Here is a 23,977-nt window from a genome sequence, read left to right as displayed (position 1 = left end):
ATAATTTTATCATTCTTATATACACAATGATAAGGCTATTGAAAATGTATAGGCTAATAAATTTAATATTGTAAATAAGATTAGGATAGCTTTCGTTTTTAGGGTAAATAATAATAAACGAAAGCTATTTTAATTGCAAACGAAATATTTATATGATATTGTATTAATGAAAAGAGTGGTGAATTGATATATGGCTAAGATCTTAGATAGACATACTAAAATTTTAGAGTTATTAACAGAGAATAAAAAAATAGAAGTTACTAAGTTATCTGAGTTATTAAATGTATCTCAAGTAACTATTCGTAAAGATTTAATACAATTAGAAAATAAAGGTCTTATTATTAGGGAGCATGGCTTTGCAACATTAAACTCAAGTGATGATATTAATAATCGTTTAGCTTATCACTATGACATTAAAAGAAGGATTGCAAAGGTTGCTACTGAGTCAGTAATGGATGGAGAAACTGTTATGATAGAATCAGGCTCTTGTTGTGCATTACTTGCCCTTGAAATAGCAAGAACAAAAAAAGATATTACCATCATTACAAACTCAGCTTTTATTGCTGAATATATAAGAAAAGAATCCAATACAAGAATTATTTTGTTAGGTGGAGAATATCAAAATGAGTCTCAAGTAATGGTTGGGCCTATTACTAGAAAATGTGTAGAATCTTTCTTTGTAGATAAATTATTTATTGGGACTGATGGTTTTTCAGAAGTATCAGGGTTTACAGGTAAGGATTATATGAGAAGTGAAACAGTACGTGATATGGCAAAACAAGCTAATCATGTAATTGTTGTTACTGAGTCAACTAAATTTTCTCAAAAGGGTGTTGTTAACTTAATTGCAACGGATGAGATTAGTTCTGTTGTAACAGATGTAAATATACCTAAAGAATATGAAGACTATTTGTCTAGTAAAAACATAGAAGTAAAAAAAGTAGAATATTAAAAGGGATCATATCAAAATAGCAAGTTCCCCAAAATACAGCTTGTACTTATCGAATTTTAAATAATCAATACAAGTTTAATAATAAAACCAGTAGAAATAATTAAATCTACTGGTTAATTTTTTATTCGGAGCTACTCCATACAATTTACTAAATTATAGTTATGAGGTAGCCCCTTTTTTATTAGAAGAAGCAATTAATTCCTTTATTAATAAATACTTCTTGATAATTCTTTAAATCTTCAGGGTGCAAAGCTTTTGTATCTTTTAAAGTGTATACTTTATTTAACATATCATATTTTTTTTCACCAAATTGATGGAATGGGAGAAGTTGTACATTTGTTGCTCCAACATCCTTTAATAAATTTGCTATTCCACTAGCATCTTCTAAGGAGTTATTAAAACCAGGTATAACTGGAATTCTTGGTAAAACATTTATTCCATTAGCAATTGCCCATTTTAAATTTCTAACAATTAAATCATTATAAACACCAGTACCTTCAAAATGTTTGTTACTATCATAATGTTTAACATCAAATAATAGTAAGTCAAAGAAGGTAGAGAGTTCTTTAAACACATCATGATCAATATAGCCAGTTGTTTCAATTGCAACATGTATGTTTTCTCTTTTTAAAGCAGAAACTAATTCCTTTAGGAAGGTTGGTTGACTCATTCCTTCGCCACCTGAAATTGTTACACCACCATTTGATTCGTCATAAAAATCTTTGTCTTGAAGACATTTATCAAGAATTTCTTCAACTTCTTTGTATTCACCTTCATTTTTAAGAGCATCGTTTGGACAACTCGCTATACATTCTAAACAGCCAAGGCATTTTTTATCATCAATAGTAATTCTATTATCGATTAGATTAATAGCATTTTGTTTACAAATATTAATACATGTCTTACAGCTTGAACATTTTGATTGGTCCCATAGTATCTGAACACTGTCTAACTGTGATTCAGGGTTAGAGCACCACTCACATCTTAAAGGGCAACCCTTAAAAAATACAGTAGTTCTTATTCCAGGACCATCATGAATACTAAATTTTTGAATATTAAATATTATACCTTTATTTTTCATATTACTTCCTCCCCTTATTATACTTATATAATAGCATCATAGATTATTAAAGTAAATAAATTTGTTTCAAATGAAACTTATATATACTTTTTATGAAATAAAATATTGACAATGGTAGTTAGTATGATAGTATATAATTATAAACGAAAGGAAAATTAATTATGAATGAAACCTGAATAAAATATTTCCCTTAAGGAGGAGAAAAAATGGAAAATCATTTTGGATTATTAACTAATAGAATGTATGATTTTAGAGAAGAATTATTAGAAACTAAAGCATCAGTTGATGCTACAAGAGCAATTCTTACTACTGAGGCTTATAAAGAACATGCAGATAAGCCAATGATTGTGAAAAGAGCATATATGCTTAAAAATATTTTAGAGAAGATGCCTATCTTTATTGAAAAGCAAACATTAATTGTTGGTAACCAAGCAAAAGCTAATAGAGCAGCTCCTATTTTCCCTGAATATGCTATGGATTGGGTAGTCAGAGAGCTAGACGAGTTTGAAAAAAGAGATGGTGATGTTTTCTATATTGATGAAGAGACTAAAGAAGAACTTAGAAATATCGCTCCATATTGGGAACATAACACAACTCTTGATAAAGGATTAGCAAGTATTCCTCCAAAGAGTAGGGTATTATATGATTTAGGAATTATTAAAGCTGAAGGAAATATTACTAGTGGTGATGCCCATATTGCAGTTGATTATGGACGCATTATGAAAAATGGATTAAAGGAATACGAAGAAAGGACTATTGCTGCAAGAGATGCACTAGACCTTACTGACTTCCATAATATAAAAAAATATCATTTCTATGAAGCAATCCTAATTGTAATGGATGCAATTAAAACTTTTGCTAAAAGATATTCTGATTTAGCAAAAGAGATGGCAGCAAAAGAAAATGATGAAGCTAGAAAAATGGAGTTAATAGAAATTGCTAGAATAATGAATAAAGTTCCATATGAACCATCAGATAGCTTCTATGAAGCGGTTCAATCAATGTGGTTTGTTCATTTAATTCTTCAAATTGAATCTAATGGACACTCATTATCATACGGTAGAATGGATCAATACTTATATCCATATTTAGAAAAGGATTTAGAAAGTGGAGATATTACTGAAGATAAAGCTGTTGAACTATTAACAAATTTATGGCTTAAAACATTCACAATTAATAAAATAAGAAGCTGGTCACATACACAATTTAGTGCTGGATCACCTTTATATCAAAATGTTACTGTTGGTGGGCAAACTATAGATAAAAAAGATGCAGTTAATAAATTATCTTATTTAATTCTAAAATCTGTCGCTCAAACAAAATTACCACAGCCTAATCTAACTGTTAGATATCATAAAGGCTTAGATGATAAATTTATGAATGAAGCAATTGAGGTTCTTAAATTAGGAACTGGAATGCCTGCCTTTAATTCAGATGAAGTTATTATTCCTTCATTTATTGAAAAAGGTGTTACAGAAGAAGATGCTTATAACTATAGTGCAATTGGTTGTGTTGAAGTTGCTGTTCCTGGCAAATGGGGATATCGTTGCACTGGTATGAGTTTTATAAATTTCCCTAAAACATTATTAATTGCAATGAACGAAGGGGTGGACCTTGCTAGTCAAACTAAATTAGTTGAAGGATTAACACATTTTGATAATATGACAAGTTATGAAGAGTTAAAAGAAGCTTGGGATGTTACTATTCGTGAATTTACTAAGCATAGTGTTATTATTGAAAATTGCTGTGATTTAGTTTTAGAAGATGATGTACCAGATGTGTTATGTAGTGCTTTAACTGAGGATTGTATTGGTAGAGGTAAGCCTTTAAAAGAAGGTGGAGCTATATATGACTTTATCTCAGGATTACAAGTAGGTATTGCAAACTTAGCTGATTCTCTTGCTGCAATTAAAAAGTTAGTATTTGAAGAAAAGAAAATTTCTACAACAGAGCTATGGAATGCTTTAATGGAGGACTTTGCAAGTGACAAAGGTAAAATGATTCAAAAGGCATTGATTGAGGATGCTCCTAAATATGGTAACGACGATGATTATGTAGATAAGCTAGTTGTTGATGCTTATAACACTTATATAGATGAGGTTAAAAAGTATCCAAATACAAGATATGGAAGAGGACCAATTGGTGGAGTTAGATATGCAGGAACTTCATCAATATCAGCAAATGTAGGTCAGGGAAAAGGTACTTTAGCAACTCCAGATGGACGTAATGCTGGAACACCTCTTGCTGAAGGGTGTTCACCATCACATGCAATGGACCAAAATGGACCAACTGCTGTATTTAAGACAGTTTCTAAATTACCAACTCATGAAATTACAGGAGGAGTATTATTAAATCAAAAAGTTACTCCTGCCATGTTATCTACAGAAGAGAATAAGATTAAATTAGCAATGTTAATTAGAACATTCTTTAATAGATTAGAAGGATTCCATGTACAATATAACGTAGTTTCTAGGGATACTTTATTAGATGCTCAAGCTAATCCTGAAAAACACCGTGATTTAATTGTTCGTGTAGCTGGATATTCTGCATTCTTTAATGTTCTATCAAAACAAACGCAAGATGATATTATTGAAAGAACAGAACAAACATTATAAAGGAGATAAAGATATGAAATTTATTATTGATGATGCAAATATTGAATTAATTAAAAATATATATGAGTATTTTCCAGTAGATGGTGTAACTTCAAATCCAACTATATTATCAAAGGCAGGAAGAAATCCATTTGAAGTATTAAGAGAGATACGTGAATTTATTGGCAAGGACGCAGAGCTTCATGTTCAAGTTATATCTAAAAAAGCAGAAGATATGTTAGAAGAGGCAGAGCGTATATTAAAGGAATTAGGTGATAATACATTTATTAAAGTACCTGTTACTAGAGAAGGGCTAAAAGCAATTAAAGCATTGAAAGCTAAAGGTGTTAATATTACGGCAACTGCTATATATACTTCTATGCAAGCATACCTGGCAGGAAAGGCAGGAGCTGATTATGCAGCACCATATATTAATAGAATTGATAATTTAGGCTTTGACGGTATTGAAGTTGCAAAAGAAATCCATGATATCTTTAAAAATAATGGATTTAAATGCGAAGTATTAGGAGCTAGTTTTAAAAACTCTAAACAAGTACTAGAATTAGCTAAATATGGAGTAGGAGCTTCAACAGTAAGTCCTGATGTTATTGAAGGATTAGTAAAAAATGATGCTGTTACTTGTGCAGTGGATGTTTTCACTAAAGATTTTGAAGGATTATGTGGTGAAAATATGACAATGAAAAATATTTAAGACATTGAAGAAGGTAAGAAAACTTACCTTCTTATTTTTTGAGTACTAAAATATATAAATTAATTTAAGTAGTAAGTTACTATAATACCGCTTTATAGCATCTAATACTTACAGCATAAAATTCTATATTTAACATGTCAATTTCTATAATGTTGCCTTATAGACAAGTTTCCCTTGGGGAATATAATTGCTAAGGTTTCTAAATTTTGTTAAAATCAGATTAAATAAGATTTAGGTAAGAGGGTTAGAGGAAAATGGAATATAGGTATGAAAATATAGAACATAATTCAAAGATACCCATTAAAATATTTACTCATACATTAGAACAATTTCCTTATCATTGGCATGAAGATATGGAGATATTATTTGTTCTAAAGGGAAATGTTGAGATTTTTGTTGATAAAGAGGCTACCCTTTTAAAAGAAGGGGATATTTTTTTAATAAACAGTAATGAGATTCATTATGTAAAGTCAACAAATTATTTAGAAAAGTCACAATTATTAGCGCTTCAATTTAATAAAGAGTATTTCAATAAATTTGATATAGATTTAAGTCATGTGCAGTTTAAGTTAAATTCAAGCAAAGATGATGTAACTAATGAAAAAGTTTATTATAAAATAAGATCAATCCTTGCAATGATGATGAATGTAGTTATTAATAGGGAGGAGCCTTATGAACTCTTAATTAATAGATATTTATTAGACCTTATAATTATTCTGGTAAATAAATTTACTGTTAGTGAGAAAAGTGATTATATAGATTCCAAAGCAAGTGAAAATAGATTATATGACATAGTTAAATATATTAATGAAAATTATAAAGATAGTGAACTTACAATTCCCAAAATAGCTGGAATTTTTTATTTAAATCCACAGTATGTTTCAAGATATTTTAAAGAAAATATTGGGGTATCAATAAAAGGATTTATAGAAAACTTAAGGTTAAATAGGTCATTAAATGATTTAAAAACTACTAAAGATAGAGTGATAGATATTGCCCATAGACATGGATTTCCAGATGAAAAATCATACTATAGAGTTTTTAAAAATGTATTAGGAATAACACCTAATAAATATAGAGAAATAAATAGTATAGAAACAACTAAAGATAATAAAATTAACTATTTAAATATTAATAGTAGTGAGGCACTATCAAATCTTTTTGAATACTTAAAACCATATGATGATATTTTTGAAATTAGAAAAAGTAATCATAATATTAATATAATAAAAGCTGATGTAGTAATAGATAAGCTAAGGGATAGTTGGAATAAAATATTAACTTTTGGACATGCTGTTTATGGGTTAAGAAATGATTTTAATAAACAACTAAAAACAATACAAAAAGATATTGGATTTCAGTATATTAGATTTCATGGTATTTTTTCTGATGAAATGCTTTTATACAATGAGCACTCAAATGGAGAAGTATATTATAATTTCAATCATATTGATAGTCTTATAGATGGATTTTTAGAAAATGGGATAAAACCATTTATAGAGATAGGTTTTATGCCAAAAAAACTTGCAACTACAAAGAATAAGGTCTTTATGTGGGACTGTTATGTTAGTGCACCAAAAGATATGGATAAATGGTTAGATATGGTGGATGCTTTTATAAAACATATTTTAAATAGATATGGAGCTTATGAAGTTGAGAAGTGGTATTTTGAGTTTTGGAATGAACCAAATTTAGAAACAGTTTTTTGGGAAGGAACTCGTGAAGAATTTTTTAATTTCTTTATGTTAACTTATAAAAGAATAAAGTCTATTAATAGTAGACTTAAAGTTGGAGGCTTTGGGATTTTAAAGCTTGGAGACCTTAATACTTGGATTGATGAATTTAAGGAGTATTCTAAAAAATATAAGTGCTTTTTAGACTTCTTCTCATTTCATGCATATCAGTTAAAGGGCAATGATAAGGAACTTGATTCAGATAGTACATTTAATAGAGTATTAAAATATATGAAAGACAATGAGAGTATATATTTTAATAATTTAGAGTTTGAGAATATAGCTGAAATTGGTGATGAAAGCTATATATCTGAAACTATAAAAGAAATGGTAGAGATAGGTAAGGGACTAAATACAAATTATGATGAGTACTGGATTACTGAATGGAATTCTAGTATGGATTGTAGAGATTTAGTCCATGATACATGCTTTATGGCCGCTTTTATAGTTAAAACTTGCATTGAGAACAGTAATCTAGTTAATGGAATTGGATTCTGGACCTTTACAGACTTATTTGAAGAATTTAGATTAGAACAGAAGCTTTTCCATGGTGGTTTTGGACTTATTACCTATAATGGAATAAAAAAAGCAAGTTATCACGCTTTTGAGTTCTTAAATAAGTTAGGTGAAGATGTAATGTATAAAGAGGATGGTTTAGTTATTACAAAAAAAGATGATGAATATCAATTACTATTTTATAACTATTGTCATTACAATGATTTATATAGATTATTTGATTATTCTCAGATATCGCAAACAAATAGATATGATGTTTTTAAAGACTCATCTGAAAAAAATTATAATTTAGCACTTGATTTAGAAAGTGGTAGATACCGACTTGATAGATATAGAGTTAATAGAGATGAAGGGTCAGCTTTTGATGCTTGGGTTAAAATGGGAGCCCCAGAAGTTTTATCAAAGGATGGGGAAAAGTATTTACAAAAAGCTGCTGAATGTGGATATAAAACATGGGTAGAAGAGGTAAATGATGTATTAAGTATTAAAACGGAAGTTCTACCTCATGAAATACAATTAATTATTGTCAAAAAATTATATTAATTATATTAATCATATTAAAAAGGAATGTACTAGATAATGTACATTCCTTTTTTAGACTTTTAAATTATTGTAAATGAATACAAAGGTCAAGAATTGGAAGTAATTAAGTTAAAAGTGGGAGGTCTTTATAAAATGTAGATTTTATAATTTAAGTGTAGATATTATTTTGTGAAGGGGAATTATAAATGAAATATAAAGAGACTGAAGAGCTAATTAGCTCTAAATAATTAAATAGATAATTTAAAACTAATATAAATTATAATATGGTCAAATCACAAATAATAAAGGGTTTAGAATAAAGAAGGGGAGATTAAAATGGATATAGATTTAACTAAAAAGCCTTTTTATTTAAATAAAGAGCAAATAAAGTGGGTAAATGAAACAAAAAGTAAAATGACTATAGAAGAAAAAATAGGTCAATTATTCTTTACTATGGCAGGAGATGACAAGAAGGAAACTCTTGAACTTATATCAACTATAAGACCAGGTGGCGTTATGCTAAGACCAATGAAAGCTGAAGCTGTAGTGAAAGCACATAAAAAGCTACAAGAAGATAGCAAAATACCTTTATTTTTAGCAGCTAACTTAGAGGCTGGTCCTAATGGCTTAGCTGAAGAAGGTACGGAAATAGGAAATGAAATGTTAGTAGCTGCAACAAATAATGTTGATAATGCATTCAAGCTAGGGGAAGCTTGTATAAAGGAAGCAAAGGCTTTAGGTGGGAATATGGCTTTTGCACCAATTTTAGATATAAATTTTAACTGGGAAAATCCTATTGCTAATATAAGATGTTTTGGAGATAAGGTAGATCTAGTTTCAAAAATGGGTCAAGCATATACTAATGCTGTTCAAATGCATGGTGGTAGTGTAACACTTAAACATTTCCCAGGAGATGGGGTAGATGGACGTGATCAACATATTATTAAAACAATAAATAGTTTATCCTATGAGGATTGGATGAGTACTTTCGGAAAAGTATACAGAGAAAATATAGATAATGGAGCAACGGGGGTTATGGTAGGTCATATTGCTTTCCCTGGATATTATGATGAAAATAATATAACTGATGAAGATAGATTAACTCCAGGAAGCTTATCTAAAAGTTTATTAACAGGTTTATTAAGAGGAGAGCTTAAATTTAATGGTCTTGTTATGACTGATTCAACATTAATGACAGGATTTGGAGCGCATGGAAGAAGAGAAGATTTAGTGCCTATGTGTATAGCTAGTGGTATTGATATGTTATTATTTCCTAAGAATTTCGAAGAAGATTATAAGTTTATGATGAATGGATACAAAAATGGCATTATAACAGAGGAAAGATTAAACGATGCTCTTGATCGTATTTTAGGACTTAAAGCATATCAAAATCTTCATAATAGTATTAATTTAGTTCCAGGAGAAATTGATAAAGTTGGTACATCAGAGCATAAAGCATGGGCTAAAAAGGTTGCAGATGAAGGCATAACATTAGTACAAGACAAGCAAAGGCTATTACCTTTAAATAAGAACAAAATAAAGAAGATTGGTATTATCCCTTTAGGTTGTGATGATGATTTATTTGCTTTACTTGCAAATTCAAAATCACTTCCATTCTTTGTTAGAATGGCTTTAAAGTTTAAGAAACCTGCACCTAAGAAATACCAAAAGTTTATGGAAAAGATGAGTAGAGAAGGATTCGTTTTTGAAGAGATTGATCATACAGATCTTTTAGCAGGAATGAAGCAAATCTCTCAAAGTATAGAAGATTTTAGAAAACAGTATGATTTATTAATATACTTCTTAAATAAACCAACAAAGTCTAATCAAACAAACGTAAGAATTGAATATAAGTCATTTGGTGGCTTTGACTCACCATGGTTTGTACATGAAGTTCCAACTATGATGATATCTGTTGCAAATCCATATCATCAATATGATTTAGAGAATGTAGAAACGGTTATAAATACTTATTCTTCAACAGAAGAGGTATTAGATTCATTAGTAGATAAATTAGTTGGTAAAAGTAAATTTAAAGGAAAGAGTCCTGTAAAATTAGAATTCAAACCATTTGTAGGAGATATTTCAGCATGGAAATTTGATGGAATTAAATCTAAAGGGCAAAGTACTTTAAAAGTAAAATCTAAATAATTTGTAGGGGATATTTAAAAATGGAAATAAAGGCAGTCTTATTTGATCTAGATGGAGTAATAGCAGATACAGCAAAATTTCACTTTATAGCATGGAAAGAAATAGCTAAAGAAATTGGTGTTGATATTGATGAGGAGTTTAATGAGCAGCTTAAAGGTGTAGATAGAGTTTTATCTTTTGACAGAATTTTAGCTTATGGGAACATTACTTCTTTAAAAGAGGATGAAAAAGAGTATTATAGAACAAAGAAAAATAATTTATATAAAGAGTTATTACAAGGTCTTACGCCACAGGATATATTACCAGGTATACTAGATTTCTTTAATGAGTTAATAGATAATAATATTAAAATATCTATTGCATCTATTTCTCAAAATGCACCATATATTTTAGAAAAGCTAGATTTATTAGATAAAATAGATGGCATTGCAGATCCAAGGTCAGTAAATAATTCAAAACCAGCACCAGATATATTTTTAAAGGCAGCTGAAATTGTAGGAGTAGACGTGAAAAATTGTGTTGCTATTGAGGATGCTGAAGCTGGCATAGAAGCTATAAATAAAGCTGGAGTTTTTTCAGTAGGAGTAGGGAATTTAGTAGATGCAGATTTATTAATAGACTCTACAAGTGGGTTGAATTTAAATATTATCAAAGAGAATTTTAAAAAGAAACAAAATATTATGAAAATGCATGTTTAAATTACATGCATTTTCAATTAACATACGATTTAATTGCGGTCTAAAGTATATTCTTTAAATCAAATTTATAAACAATAAAATGGTAGGAGGAATAAGAATGGGAAATTGGAAAGAAATTAAAAAAGATGGATATAACATAATAATAAATGAAGGTGGACAAAACATAGCTTATAATCCTGACTCAGGTGTTAAAATAATTGAAAAAGATGGACTTGCTTTTAAAAATTTAAGCAAAAGCGGTAAACTAGAAAAATATGAGGATTGGAGATTATCAGTTGATGAAAGAGCTAAAGATTTAGCATCAAAGTTAAGTATTGAAGAAATAGCTGGCTTAATGCTTTATAGTGCTCACCAATCTGTTTCTTCAGGGAATGATCCATTTTCTAAGATGTTTTCAGGAACATATAATGGTAAAAAGTTAGAAGAAAGTGATGCCGACATAAGTGATTTAACAGATGAGCAAAAGGAATTTTTAATAAATGATAATTTAAGACATGTACTATTAACAGTAGTAGATAGTGGAGAAGTCTCAGCAAAATGGAATAATAATATGCAAGCTTTAGCTGAAAAATTAGGATTTGGAATACCAGTAAATATTAGTACAGATCCAAGACATGGTGCAAGCGCAGATAGTGAGTTTAATGCAGGGGCTGGTGGAGATATTTCAAAATGGCCTGAATCACTTGGATTAGCAGCTACATTTGATCCAGAGGTAGTTAGAAAATTTGGAGAAGTTGCAGCAAAAGAATATAGAGCCTTAGGAATAGCAACAGCTTTATCTCCACAAGTAGATATTGCTACTGATCCAAGATGGATGAGATTCTTTGGGACTTTTGGAGAAGATCCAAAGCTTTCTGCTGATATGGCTGAAGCTTATTGTGATGGATTCCAAAATTCAACTGAAGAATATGAAATAAAAGATGGTTGGGGATATGAAAGTGTAAATGCTATGGTTAAGCATTGGCCAGGTGGTGGTAGTGGCGAAGGTGGTAGAGATGCCCACTATGCTTACGGGAAATATGCAGTATACCCAGGAAATAATTTTGATGAGCATTTAAAGCCTTTCACAGAAGGAGCATTTAAATTAAAAGGAAAAACAAAAATCGCTTCTGCTATAATGCCATATTATACAATATCCTATAACCAAGATATAAAGAATAATGAGAATGTAGGTAATTCTTATAACAAATATATAATAAATGATTTATTAAGAGAAAAATATCAATATGATGGAGTTGTATGTACAGACTGGTTGATAACTAAGGACAATCATGTATTAGATGCCTTTATATCAGGTAAATGTTGGGGAGTTGAAGAACTTTCAGAGGAGGAAAGACATTATAAAGCATTAATTGCTGGTGTGGATCAATTTGGAGGAAATAATGAAGCACAACCTGTAATTGAAGCTTATAAAATGGGAGTAAAAGAATATGGCGAAGAATTTATGCGTAGTAGATTTGAAAAGTCTGCTGTAAGATTATTACGTAATATCTTTAGAGTAGGTTTATTTGAAAATCCATATCTTGATATAGAAGAAACAAAGAATACAGTTGGAAATGCTAAATACATGAAAGAAGGTTATGAAGCACAACTAAAATCTATTATTATGCTAAAAAACAAAAATAATGTACTACCTATTAAAGAAAGAAAAACAGTATATATACCAAAAAGAAGAGTTAAGGAATCTAAAGATTGGTTTGGAAATGTGATACCAGAGCATGAGGTTTATCCTGTAAATAGAGGTGTAGTAGAAAAGTACTATAATGTAACAGATAATATAGATGAGGCAGATTTCGCTTTAGTATTTATAGAGTCACCTAAAACTGTTGGTTATACAGCAGAGGATGGATATTCACCAATTAGTTTACAATATATACCATATACTGCTGTAAATGCAAGAGAAACAAGTATTGCAGGTGGAGATCCTTTAGAAGAGTCTACAAATAGAACATATAAAGGTAAAACAAATTATGCAAGCAATGAAGCAGATTTAGATATAATATTAGAAACAAAAAAGGGTATTGGGGATAAGCCTGTAATAGTATCTTTAAATATGACTAATCCTACAGTTGTAGGAGAGTTTGAAAAGTATGTAGATGGAATTATAGCTGAATTTGGAGTACAGACTCAAGGAATACTTGATATTGTTAGTGGAGCTGTAAATCCAAGTGGATTATTACCATTCCAAATGCCAGCTAATATGGAAACTGTAGAAAGTCAATATGAAGACGTACCACATGATATGGAATGTTATAAAGATGAATTAAATAATGTATATGATTTTGCATATGGACTTAATTTTGAAGGGGTTATAAACGACGACAGAGTTAAGAAGTATAAAATTAAATAGATTAAATTAAAATTAGTAACACCCTAGGAGCTAGTAACTCATTAGTTGATTTTAGATTTAGTAGAGATGCTGAAAAAGCAATAAAAGAACTAGGTGGAACTAAAGTTAAGTGTACAGAGTATCCAACAGGAACAGTTCTACCAATAGGTCACTTCTCTTGGATACCAGCATTACAAGATAAAGAAATGATAGATTGGATGTTCAGTCAATCAAAAGCTAAATAGCTTAAAATATAAATTGTAGGTACTATTCCTACAATTTATACCCATAATATACTAAGAGAGATAATAAATTTTAATATTTATTATCTCTTTTTTTATTTATTTGGTGAAATTGAATAATTTTATATAGAATAATATAAAAGATTATAATTTTTATCTAAGCAGAATGAGTAGATACTACTAAAGTATAAGTTTGTATATTACAAAAGTTGGTTAAAAAATGGGAGCAAAATGGGAAGTTTAGGTAATATATTTTTAAGAGGGGAAAATTGTATAATTTTATTGAGATTTTAAAAAAAAGGGAATTTTATGGAGGGGTTTAAATGAAAAAGAATAAAATTGTAGCATTTGCTATGGCAGGAGCATTATTAGTGGGAGGAACTTTTGCTGGAACTAAGGCATGGTTTACAGATTCAGCAACAGAAAAATCTGATTTAGTTATTACTACTGGTAATATTGATGTAGATACAATAACACCAGATGGTTGGCTTCCAGGAAACTTACAGGATATACCAGGACAAGGTATGCAACCAGTAGAAGACAAAGAAACTGAAGCTGATAAGAATGATAAAGGTGAATTTACTAATGTAAGACCAGGAGATAAATTCTATAAGCGTGTTAGAGTAGAAAATAAAGGTTCTCTTTCACAAAAACTTAATGCTTCAGGTGGAGAAGATAAGGTTGAGAATGATTCATTTAAGATTACCAATACAGCAAAATCAGATTTAGGTAAGGATCGTATATTAGCACCAGGAGAAGCTACTTCATTCTATATAGAAGTAGAAGTTTTAAAAGAAACTGGAAATGATAAGAAAAGCACATACTTCAATTTAGAAGATTCAATGAATCCTATTGTTATAACAGCAGAGCAAAAAAATTCATAAACTAAATAATAATAAACAAAAGCATTCTTTATATAAGGATGCTTTGTTTATATAGATATGGGGTTATGTTATGGGAAAGATAAATAAAAGATTAGTTCAAACATTGGTTATAGCAGCTGTTTTATCTGTTAATACGGTAAGCGCTTTTGCAGATAGTAGTGCATCTGTATCTATAACTCCTGGTTTAAATGAGAGTGTAAATTTATATCCGGGAAAAAGTGAAGATATTAGTTTATATATAGAAAATAATGAGGAAAACGCAGTTAAAGTAGAGACTATATATATGGAACTAAAATCTTGTAAAGATTTAAAGACAAATGAAATTTTAAATGCAAATAGTAAACAGGTTGCTGAATTATTAGAAAATAGTACTGTAAAGTTAATGTATGAAGAAGAAGTGTTATTTGAAGATAAATTGAAAAAATTAGCAAGGGAAAGAAAAATAGTATTACCAAAGAAAATAGATATAAAGCCAGAAGAAAAAGAATTATTAAGTTTAGTAATTGATAGCAATGAAGAAATGGGTAACGATGCTAAGTCGCTTGAAGTTATATTTAGTATGGGTACTAAATATAAAATGGATACAGATATAATTAATCCAAGTGGAAAAGATGATGAGACAACTGGAAAAGAGGATAATAGTAGCATAGATAGTTTGCCTAAGACAGGGATAGAATTCAATATATTTAATCTATTAGGATTAGGTGCTGTTGGAGTTGGAATTAACTTAATAAGAGGCAAAAAATAATTGCTATGTGAAGGAGAAAAGGTATATGAGTAAATGTAGACAAACTAGAAGCAATATTAGAAAAAATAATATTAGAAAAAAGACTACAATAATTCTTTTAGCTATTAGTTTAGTTATGGTAACTTCACAAAATATGACTACCTATGCATTTTTTAAGGATACAGAAAGTGTGTTAAATGATTTAATTGTAAAAATGGGAAGTATATCTGTAGATGTAACAAAAGGATTTGATGGAGTTCTATCAAAAAAAGAAAATGAAATAAATCATACATTTAAAATGAAAAATACAGGTACATTAAAGCAAAGTTTAACATTTAAATTAGTTAGTGAAAATAGAGATATCTTTAATTATGTAAATTATAGCGTAGGTTTTGACAAGCATAATAATAAAAATATAAAAATGATAAGTGGAAACTTAAATGAATTATTAAATAAAGAAATTCAATTAAAATATGAAGATGAATCTCCAGTTATATTGAATAAAAATGAAGTTATAAATGCTAATGTTAAAATAACTATAGATAAGAATAAGGTACTACCAGATTTATTAGATAGTATAAAAGAAAATAAGGTTAGAATAGATTTAAATGTTATAGCTAATCAAAGTAATTCCAATAACATAGAAGGTAAAGGATTTAGCTTTGTATCTATTCAAGAAAATTATCTAAAGATTAAATTTAAGTTACCTAATAACGAAATAAATATTAAAGAAGAGAATGAAAAAGATTATTCAAAGGATAAAATAGAAAATATTGAACAAGTGAATAAAGAAGAAGATTCTTCAATAAATTTAGAAGAAAATAAGCCTTCTAAAGAGGAAGAAAATTTGAATAATAAAGAAGATAATGTAGACGTTGAAGAAGAAAATATAGAAGTTAAAGATGAAAACTTAGAAGAAAATTTAGAAGAAGCTAAAGAAAAGAATAATGAAGGCGTATTAAATAATAAGGAAGTAATTGAAGAAATAAATAAAAAACAAGACTTAAAAAATAATTAAAAATCATTATAGTTTCATAGAAATTTAAAGAAAAAGTGGTATCTAATTTGATGCCGCTTTTTAGACGAATCTTAAAAACGAAAGGATAAAATAATATGTCAATAAGAAAATTTAGTATATCAAAAGTAATAACTGCTACTGTAGTATGTATATTTGTGATAATATCAATAAATTTTTTAGCAGCTAAATCTGAAACTATTTTTAAGTTAGTGGGATATAGAAGTTATACAGTGTTATCAGGTAGTATGAAACCAGAGTTTAATCCAGGTGATGTAGTAATAGTAAAACATAAAAATAAATCAGATATACAAGTAAATGATATAGTTACATTTAAGGATAGTGACGGAAATATAATAACTCATAGAATAGTAGAAAAAGTAGATGGAGATGGATATATTACTAAAGGTGACAATAATAATGTAAGAGATGCAGAAGTTGTGAAAGAAGAAAATATTATAGGAAAAGTTAAGGTTATAATACCAAAGGTAGGTTATATATTTAATTTTTTATCAAATCCTAAGATTATACCAATTGAATTAATATTATTAGCAATATTTATACTAATTTCTTATAAGGATTAAATTAAATGAGTGCAAATATTATCATAACTCCAATTATATATTTAAGGTACATATAGTAAGTAAATAGAATTTAAATTAACTATGTGATACTATATTATTACCAATTTAATAATTTCATTAAATTGGTAAATATACTTGTTTTTTTATTTTGTATAAGTTTATGTAAAAGGGTTTTGTTTGTATCTGGGAGAGCATGGGGGAGAGTATGGAAATATTAATAATATCGAAATCATCTATATTTACGGATGGATTGGAAGCATTTTTTCATAGTAGATTTGAAAATTGTAATGTTAGCCGATTAAAAAGTGTTATTGAACTTAGAAAGGTTGATTTATCAAAGTTTGAATTTATATTTATGGATATAGAAAAAGATATACTTGATAATATAAAGTTTATAGATGATGAATTTAACAAAGCAAATATATTGTGTTATGATAGGCACAATAATAAGAGTATATTTTTTGAACTTTTGAAATTAGGTATAGATGGATACATAGTAGATAGGGTAGAGAAAGATGATCTTGTATATATAATAAGAAAAATATTAAATGGTAAGAAGTATTATGATTCGGAGTTGCTAGAACATGTAATATCTGATGATTGTAATAATAATTATAATAAGCTAAGAACATTAACATATAGAGAAAGGGAAGTCTTAGAAAAAGTTATGAAAGGTCTTAGCAATAAAGAAATATCAAAGGAACTATATATAACAGAGCATACTATAAAAAAACATATAACAAGCATTTTATCAAAGTTAAATATGAAAAATAGAAAAGAGTTAATTTATAAGGTTAGCGTAGATGTATGTATATAGAGTAAAAAAATAATAATGACACATTAATAAGGAGATAATAAATTTAAATATTTATTATCTCTTTTCTCTTATTTATTAAATTAGAGGATCGTAATTTATGCTAAGTAGATTAAAATAATAATTTGGATAGATAGTATAAAATATTTATATGAGTAAAAACATTACAAAAATTTTTAATATAAGTTAACAAAACTGTGAAAATATATATAAAGAATGAAATTTTTATAAAGTTTTTTCGACAAAATTATTGACAAATACCTTAATGTAAAATTAATATATATAAGGGCTGGCGTTTACAGAAAATATGTTTAATCATGAGGTAATGGTTAGTAAGATTTTCTAAGTCATTTTATAAATTATAAATAACTATAGGTTAACTATATTTTAAATTGTAGAAAATTTAACATTGAAATATTAAATAATTATTTCGTGTGTATATTTATACTGTATTGATAGAAAAGTAAAAGCGTTATATAAATTAAATAATTGGAATAATTTAGATAAAATCAATAAGCATATTTATGATATATCATCTAATTGAAAATAAATGGTTTTAGGTGATTTAATAAAATATGTAGAGGATATTAACTAAAGAAGAAGCAAATATTATTTAAATAAGAACAAGATAAAATAGTTTATATTTATTTAAACAGGTATCATTTTTTTTATATATAATAGATATTTTTTTAACAACATAGAGTACATAAATAAAACAGTAAAATCTACTTTTCTATAATACTTAGTTATATTTTAATAACCTTTTTGAAATACTTATATATAAGTAATCTTTAATTTTAGCTTATATTATAACATAGTTGATTTCAGTAAAAGTTAGCTATTTAGTTAGTATTTATTTTTTCATTAAATAGATATTGATTAAAATATTTAACAAAAGAAAGAAGGCGAAAAAATGTCACAGACAAGTACATCTGAGAAGAAAAAAGATCAGCAAGTAGCAAAGGCTAAAACTGATAGATTAACTCCAAAAGATTATCTAAATAAAGTTTTAGCTGGAACTGCTACAGGAATTGTTGTTGGATTAATACCAAACGCAATTTTAGGAGAAATTTTTAAAGCATTAAGAGGAAGTTATCCAATCTTTGGAGATCTTTATAACGTTGTAAATATTATGCAATTCCTTGTTCCGGTAATGGTTGGGGTTTTAATCGCATTACAATTTAAATTTAACCCTATGCAATCAATTATCGTTGGTGCTGCAGCATTTTTAGGTTCAGGAGCTTATAAAGTTACTGAAGCAGGAGTGCAAATGGTGGGAATTGGTGATTTAATAAATGTTATGCTAGTTTCCTTTTTAGCAGTATATGTTATTCGTTTAATTGGAGATAGATTAGGATCATTAACAGTTTTACTTTTACCAATTATCGTAGGTGCAGGTGTTGGTGCTATTGGTTTATTCATGCTTCCTTATGTAAAACAAATTACTGTTTATATAGGTGACTTAATTAATACATTTACTACTTTACAACCATTATTAATGGCTATTTTAATTAGTGTTTCATTCTCAATTTTAATCATTTCACCAATATCAACAGTAGCTATTGGTATTGCTATCGGAGTTACTGGATTAGGAGCAGGTTCTGCAGCTGTTGGTGTTGCTGCTTGTACAGCTATATTAGTTATTGGTTCAAGAAGAGTAAACCAAAGTGGAGTTACTTTAGCTGTATTATTAGGAGCAATGAAAATGATGATGCCAAACTTAGTAGAGTATCCAAGATTAGCTATTCCAGTTGTTGCTAATGCTATTTTAGGAGGAATTGGAGCATATATGTTCAACATTCTTGGAACACCAAGTAGTGCTGGATTTGGTCTAGTTGGTTTAGTTGGTCCAATTGCTTCTGTTAATGCAGCGGCTGGAGCAGCAGGTGCTATCGCTAGCGCTATCATAGCTTTCATCGTTATCCCATTTGTAGGTGGATTTATAATTGACCTAGTTTGCAGAAAAGTTTTACATTTATATACAGATGAAATTTTTAAATTTATACAAAGCTAATGAAAAAATTTATATAAAACTAATGAATTGGAGTGTGAATAACTAATGAAAATCGCAATTGCTGGAGCCGGCGCAATGGGCTCACGTTATGGTTATATGTTACATAAACAAGGAAATGATGTAGTATTAATTGATGGTTGGGAAGATCACGTAAAAGCTATCAATGAAAATGGATTAAGAATTGATGAAAATGGAACAAGCAAAAATGTAAAAATTCCAGCTGTTCTACCAAAGGATGCAACAGAAGTTCCAGATTTAGTTATCCTATTTACTAAATCAATGGGATTAGAAGCGATGTTAACTTCTATTAAAAATATCTTAGGGCCAAATACTAAAGTATTATGCTTATTAAATGGTCTAGGACATGAAGAAACAGTTGCTAAATATATAGATAAGAAGAATATCTTCATGGGAGTAACTTTATGGACAGCAGGATTAGTTGGACCGGGTCATGTTACATTAACTGGTGATGGTAGCTTAGAAGTTCAAAATATTGATTCAAGTATGACTGATGCAGCGAAAGAAATTTGTGATGTGTTAAGTCAAGCTGACTTAAAAGCTCATTATAGTGAAAATGTAGTATTTTCAACATGGCGTAAAGCTTGCGTTAACGGCACTTTAAATAGTTGTTGTACACTTTTAGATTGCAACATAAAACAATTTGGAAGCTTAGGTGAGACTTCAAATATAATTCGTAAAATTATTACTGAATTCTCAGAAGTAGCAAAACACTATGGAGTAACATTAGATGTTGAAGAAACTGCAAAGGGAATAGAAGCAATATATGATCCAAGTCAAGCTGGTGAGCATTACCCATCAATGCACCAAGATTTAATTCAACATCATCGTCGTACAGAAATTGACTACATTAATGGATATGTTTCAAGAAAAGCAAAAGAGTTAGGAATAGCTGCTCCATATAATGATTTAATTACTAGCTTCATTCATGCAAAAGAAGATTTACTTGTTTAGGATTAATGATAAAATATTAATTTTTAATACTAAATAACGTACTTTAATATTCTTAACTTATGTTATTTATAATATTTTTTAAGAGCAAGGTTTAATATAACCTTGCTCTTTTTGTGTCATGAAAATATTTTTTATTAGCAATATAAATTATTATGAAAGTCTTATAATATTAATAAAATTATTATTACTACTTATATATTATCCTTTTAATATAGGAATAAATGTTGTAATAAAGATAACTGCAATAATAAACGGTGAATTATAAAACTATAAATGAGAATACTAAAATATATAAAATTAATAACTAATAAGAGGGTAAGGATTATGAGTAGTAGTTTTAATGATAAGATTTCTGTTTATTTAGATAATGAAGATGATATGTTAGATGAATTTTATGCTCCTGATGACTTTAATCTTTCAAGTGAGTTAGAAGAATATCTTATTAAAGAGGTAAGTAGAAGATATAAAAATGATAAAATTAAAATTTATGTAGAGTTTAAGGAAGATGGTAGTATTGAGAAGTTTAAAGAGGCAGTTTATAATACATTTAATAAGAAAGTGATTTCCGTAGGATATGATATAAAAAGAAATAATCTTTTATCAATTGCTACGCTTATTATTGGTTTACTTCTTGCAGTAATGATATATATTTTAACAGATATAAATACAGCATTTGCACAATTTTTAGCTATAGCGTGTTGGGTATTTATTTGGTACTCTGTTGAGACTCACTTTATTGTAAATCGAGAATTGAAATTAGAAAAAATACGATATAATCAACTAGTTATAGCTGAAATTACTTCTAAAATCAAATATGAACGTTAAAAATAATATTAGATATAGCACTTAGAATGAGCATGTTAATGAATCGTTCTAAGTGCTATTTTTACAGTATTTAATGATATAGATAAGAATATAGAACTTAATTATGGAAATCATGGACTTCCATTAGACAATTATAAAAATTCACAGACAATAAAAATAAAGTAGGATAATAAATAAATTTTAACTAAGAACCGTACCATATATATAGGTACGGTTTTCTTATATAAAATTTATTATAAAAACATATTTACAATATATGTAAGTATGATGTAAAATTATATATATCAAGCGATATGTATCATTAGATATATAATATACCATAAGAAAAGAGGTAATAGAAATGCCACCAAAAAACAAATTTTCTAAAGAACAAATTATAGATGCTGCATTTGAAATTGCGAGAGAGGAAGGTATGGATAGCATAACTATAAGAAAAGTTGCTTCAAAATTAAAAAGCTCAATTGCACCTATATATGTAAACTTTAATGAAGTAGATGAATTGAAAATGGCTGTGATTTCAAAAGTACAAGAAATTAGTACTGATATGATAGTAGAACAAAATACGGGAGATGCATTTTTTGATATAGGGATAGCTAGTATAAAATTTGCTAAGAATTATAGCACAATTTTTAAGGATCTTTTATTAAAAGAAAGTAGTTATTTAGAGGTCTACAATGAAAACATTATGCCAATAATTATTGAGGAAATGAAAAATGACCAAGAACTTAAAAATTTTTCAGAAGAAGAACTTAAAATGCTCTTAACTAAGTTAGAGGCTTTTCAAGTTGGATTATCAATAATGGCTACAAATGAAGCTTTTGCATCAGAACTAACAGATGAAAAAATTATTGAGATGTTAAAGGATACTTGTGTAGATATAGTCAATGGTATGAAATGTAGAAAAATATAAAGGGGAAATTTATGAAGATATTAGAGGTTAGCAATTTAAAGAAAAAATATGGTCATAAGGAAGTTGTTAAAGGAATTTCATTTTCTGTAAATAAGGGAGAAATTTTAGGGTTTTTGGGACCCAATGGAGCTGGTAAGAGTACTACAATAAATATACTTTCTACAGCTCTTAAGGCATCAGAAGGCAATATGAAATTTATGGGAAAAGATATATTAACGAACAAAAAGGAATATAAAAGTAAACTAGGTATAGTCCCGCAAAGCTTAGCCATATTTGAAAATTTATCAGCTTTAGAAAATGTAAAATACTTTGGAAGTTTTTATGGATTAAAAGGAGAAAAACTAAAAGCTCAATCTGAGAAAGCATTAGAGATGGTTGGACTTTTAGATAGAGCTAATGATCTGCCTAAGACTTACTCTGGAGGAATGAAGAGAAGATTAAATATAGCTTGCGCTTTAGCACATGAGCCTGAACTATTAATATTAGATGAGCCTACAGTTGGGATAGATCCACAATCAAGAAATCATATTTTAGAATCAATTAAAGAATTAAGAAATAATGGAACAACTATAATATATACCACTCACTATATGGAGGAAGTAGAGGCAATAAGTGATAGAGCTTTAATAATTGATAATGGACAAATTATAGCAGAAGGAACATTAGAAGACTTAAAAGGACAAATGGAGGAACAGGTCGTTTATAACATTTCCACAACTGATGTAGATGAAATAGATACAACTATACTGTCTTCAGTTAAAGGAGTAGAAAAGGTAGAGTGGAAAGACGGATTAAGGGTAAGCACTTTAAAGGAGTCTAATAATCTAGATAAAATAATTTTAAAGCTTATAGAGAATGATGTGAAAATAAAAAATATAGTTACTGAAGAGCAAAATTTAGAAACTGTCTTCCTGAATCTAACAGGTAGAACTTTAAGGGATTAGGTGGACGTTATGAATTTACTTAATATGGTGAAATTTGAATTTAAGCTAATGGTAAAAACTCCGGTTATGATATTGACATACTTTATTTATCCAGTATTATTAACTGCAATAATAGGATATTTAACTCAAAATAATTTTGGAGGAGAAGTAACTTCATATCAGTATTATTCAATTAGTATGATGATATTTATATTCTCAGGGGCAGGTCTTGCAAGTGTATATAACTTTATAGACAAACCTATAAAGGAAGGCAATTTAAGATTAATATTTACTCCAATTAGTAATATTGGTATATATCTGTCTCAAATAGTTACTGGAACAATATTTAGTTCATTAGGTGCTGGAGTATCAATGATACTTTTTAAAGTATTATTTAGTATAAATTATAATGGAAATGAGTTTATAATTTTTCTATCCTTTGTTGCCTTATCACTTATGTCAAATGCATTAGGTATTCTATTATGTACAATATTAGATGATGTTGGACCTATTAATATGATTTTTAATATGCTACAAGTTTTTTTGTGTGTACTTGGGGGTGCTTTCATTTCTTTAGAATCATTAGGAGAATTTCCAGCAGCTTTATCAAAGATATCACCAGTAAAATGGTTAATGGACGGATTACTAAATAGTATTTATGATAATAACAATTTCTTACTTTTTGTAACAATAGGTGTAAATATAGTTTTAGCAATAGTGTTTATAGTGATTTGTACTAGAACATTTAAGACTGAAAAATATTTATAGAAAGGGAGAAT

General features: G+C 28.3%; 19 protein-coding genes. 18 read left to right on the top strand and 1 reads right to left on the bottom strand.

Translation table 11 applies throughout. From position 1 onward, the window contains the following. The first annotated feature begins 190 nt into the window (after window positions 1-190). Window positions 191-952, top strand: coding sequence for a DeoR/GlpR family DNA-binding transcription regulator (locus ACQPUW_RS10875; RefSeq protein ID WP_430837512.1), 762 nt, complete (start codon window positions 191-193; stop codon window positions 950-952). 181 nt (window positions 953-1,133) lie between these two features. Here the strand turns inward: ACQPUW_RS10875 and ACQPUW_RS10870 are convergent, their stop codons facing one another. Continuing rightward, window positions 1,134-2,033 (bottom strand): glycyl-radical enzyme activating protein, encoded by a 900-nt coding sequence (locus ACQPUW_RS10870; protein WP_430837511.1) that lies wholly within the window; start codon window positions 2,031-2,033, stop codon window positions 1,134-1,136. A 206-nt stretch (window positions 2,034-2,239) separates the two neighbouring features. Between ACQPUW_RS10870 and ACQPUW_RS10865 the strand changes: the two genes are divergently transcribed. The 17 genes from ACQPUW_RS10865 (at window position 2,240) to ACQPUW_RS10785 (ending at window position 23,966) form a co-directional block, all read left to right on the top strand. Further along, window positions 2,240-4,648 (top strand): glycyl radical protein, encoded by a 2,409-nt coding sequence (locus ACQPUW_RS10865; protein ID WP_430837510.1) that lies wholly within the window; start codon window positions 2,240-2,242, stop codon window positions 4,646-4,648. A gap of 13 nt (window positions 4,649-4,661) precedes the next feature. Next, a complete protein-coding gene (locus tag ACQPUW_RS10860) occupies window positions 4,662-5,339 on the top strand; it encodes a fructose-6-phosphate aldolase (protein ID WP_430837509.1) in 678 nt (225 codons plus the stop codon). A 254-nt stretch (window positions 5,340-5,593) separates the two neighbouring features. Continuing rightward, window positions 5,594-8,131: a GH39 family glycosyl hydrolase gene (locus ACQPUW_RS10855; protein ID WP_430837508.1), complete on the top strand. Its 2,538-nt coding sequence runs from the start codon at window positions 5,594-5,596 to the stop codon at window positions 8,129-8,131. Window positions 8,132-8,446: 315 nt separating this feature from the next. Further along, complete coding sequence (locus tag ACQPUW_RS10850) at window positions 8,447-10,261, top strand: glycoside hydrolase family 3 protein (RefSeq protein ID WP_430837507.1); 1,815 nt, start codon at window positions 8,447-8,449, stop codon at window positions 10,259-10,261. 20 nt (window positions 10,262-10,281) lie between these two features. Beyond that, window positions 10,282-10,959: a beta-phosphoglucomutase gene (gene pgmB, locus ACQPUW_RS10845; RefSeq protein WP_430837506.1), complete on the top strand. Its 678-nt coding sequence runs from the start codon at window positions 10,282-10,284 to the stop codon at window positions 10,957-10,959. A 97-nt stretch (window positions 10,960-11,056) separates the two neighbouring features. Beyond that, window positions 11,057-13,309: a glycoside hydrolase family 3 N-terminal domain-containing protein gene (locus tag ACQPUW_RS10840; RefSeq protein ID WP_430837505.1), complete on the top strand. Its 2,253-nt coding sequence runs from the start codon at window positions 11,057-11,059 to the stop codon at window positions 13,307-13,309. A 544-nt stretch (window positions 13,310-13,853) separates the two neighbouring features. Then, complete coding sequence (locus tag ACQPUW_RS10835) at window positions 13,854-14,414, top strand: hypothetical protein (protein ID WP_430837504.1); 561 nt, start codon at window positions 13,854-13,856, stop codon at window positions 14,412-14,414. Between the two features lie 70 nt (window positions 14,415-14,484). Beyond that, a complete protein-coding gene (locus ACQPUW_RS10830; RefSeq protein ID WP_430837503.1) occupies window positions 14,485-15,162 on the top strand; it encodes a hypothetical protein in 678 nt (225 codons plus the stop codon). Window positions 15,163-15,187: 25 nt separating this feature from the next. Continuing rightward, window positions 15,188-16,159 carry a hypothetical protein gene (locus ACQPUW_RS10825; protein WP_430837502.1) on the top strand — a complete coding sequence of 324 codons (972 nt, stop codon included), beginning with the start codon at window positions 15,188-15,190 and terminating at the stop codon, window positions 16,157-16,159. A gap of 95 nt (window positions 16,160-16,254) precedes the next feature. Beyond that, complete coding sequence (locus ACQPUW_RS10820) at window positions 16,255-16,740, top strand: signal peptidase I (RefSeq protein WP_430837501.1); 486 nt, start codon at window positions 16,255-16,257, stop codon at window positions 16,738-16,740. A 205-nt stretch (window positions 16,741-16,945) separates the two neighbouring features. Continuing rightward, complete coding sequence (locus tag ACQPUW_RS10815; protein WP_430837500.1) at window positions 16,946-17,557, top strand: response regulator transcription factor; 612 nt, start codon at window positions 16,946-16,948, stop codon at window positions 17,555-17,557. A gap of 910 nt (window positions 17,558-18,467) precedes the next feature. Next, window positions 18,468-19,568, top strand: a complete 1,101-nt coding sequence (locus ACQPUW_RS10810; RefSeq protein WP_430837499.1) for a PTS transporter subunit IIC — start codon at window positions 18,468-18,470, stop codon at window positions 19,566-19,568. Between the two features lie 45 nt (window positions 19,569-19,613). After that, complete coding sequence (locus ACQPUW_RS10805) at window positions 19,614-20,540, top strand: 2-dehydropantoate 2-reductase (protein WP_430837498.1); 927 nt, start codon at window positions 19,614-19,616, stop codon at window positions 20,538-20,540. A 324-nt stretch (window positions 20,541-20,864) separates the two neighbouring features. Continuing rightward, complete coding sequence (locus tag ACQPUW_RS10800; RefSeq protein WP_430837497.1) at window positions 20,865-21,365, top strand: hypothetical protein; 501 nt, start codon at window positions 20,865-20,867, stop codon at window positions 21,363-21,365. A gap of 340 nt (window positions 21,366-21,705) precedes the next feature. Beyond that, the gene (locus ACQPUW_RS10795; RefSeq protein ID WP_430837496.1) at window positions 21,706-22,275 is read left to right on the top strand and encodes a TetR/AcrR family transcriptional regulator; all 570 of its coding nucleotides are present in this window, start codon (window positions 21,706-21,708) and stop codon (window positions 22,273-22,275) included. Window positions 22,276-22,286: 11 nt separating this feature from the next. After that, window positions 22,287-23,219, top strand: coding sequence for an ABC transporter ATP-binding protein (locus tag ACQPUW_RS10790; RefSeq protein WP_430837495.1), 933 nt, complete (start codon window positions 22,287-22,289; stop codon window positions 23,217-23,219). Window positions 23,220-23,228: 9 nt separating this feature from the next. Beyond that, a complete protein-coding gene (locus ACQPUW_RS10785; protein WP_430837494.1) occupies window positions 23,229-23,966 on the top strand; it encodes an ABC transporter permease in 738 nt (245 codons plus the stop codon). Window positions 23,967-23,977: the final 11 nt, after the last annotated feature.

It is taken from the genome of Clostridium sardiniense, assembly GCF_050584765.1.
GTDB lineage: Bacteria > Bacillota > Clostridia > Clostridiales > Clostridiaceae > Clostridium > Clostridium sardiniense_A.
This window is presented reverse-complemented; position numbering and strand designations above follow the sequence as displayed.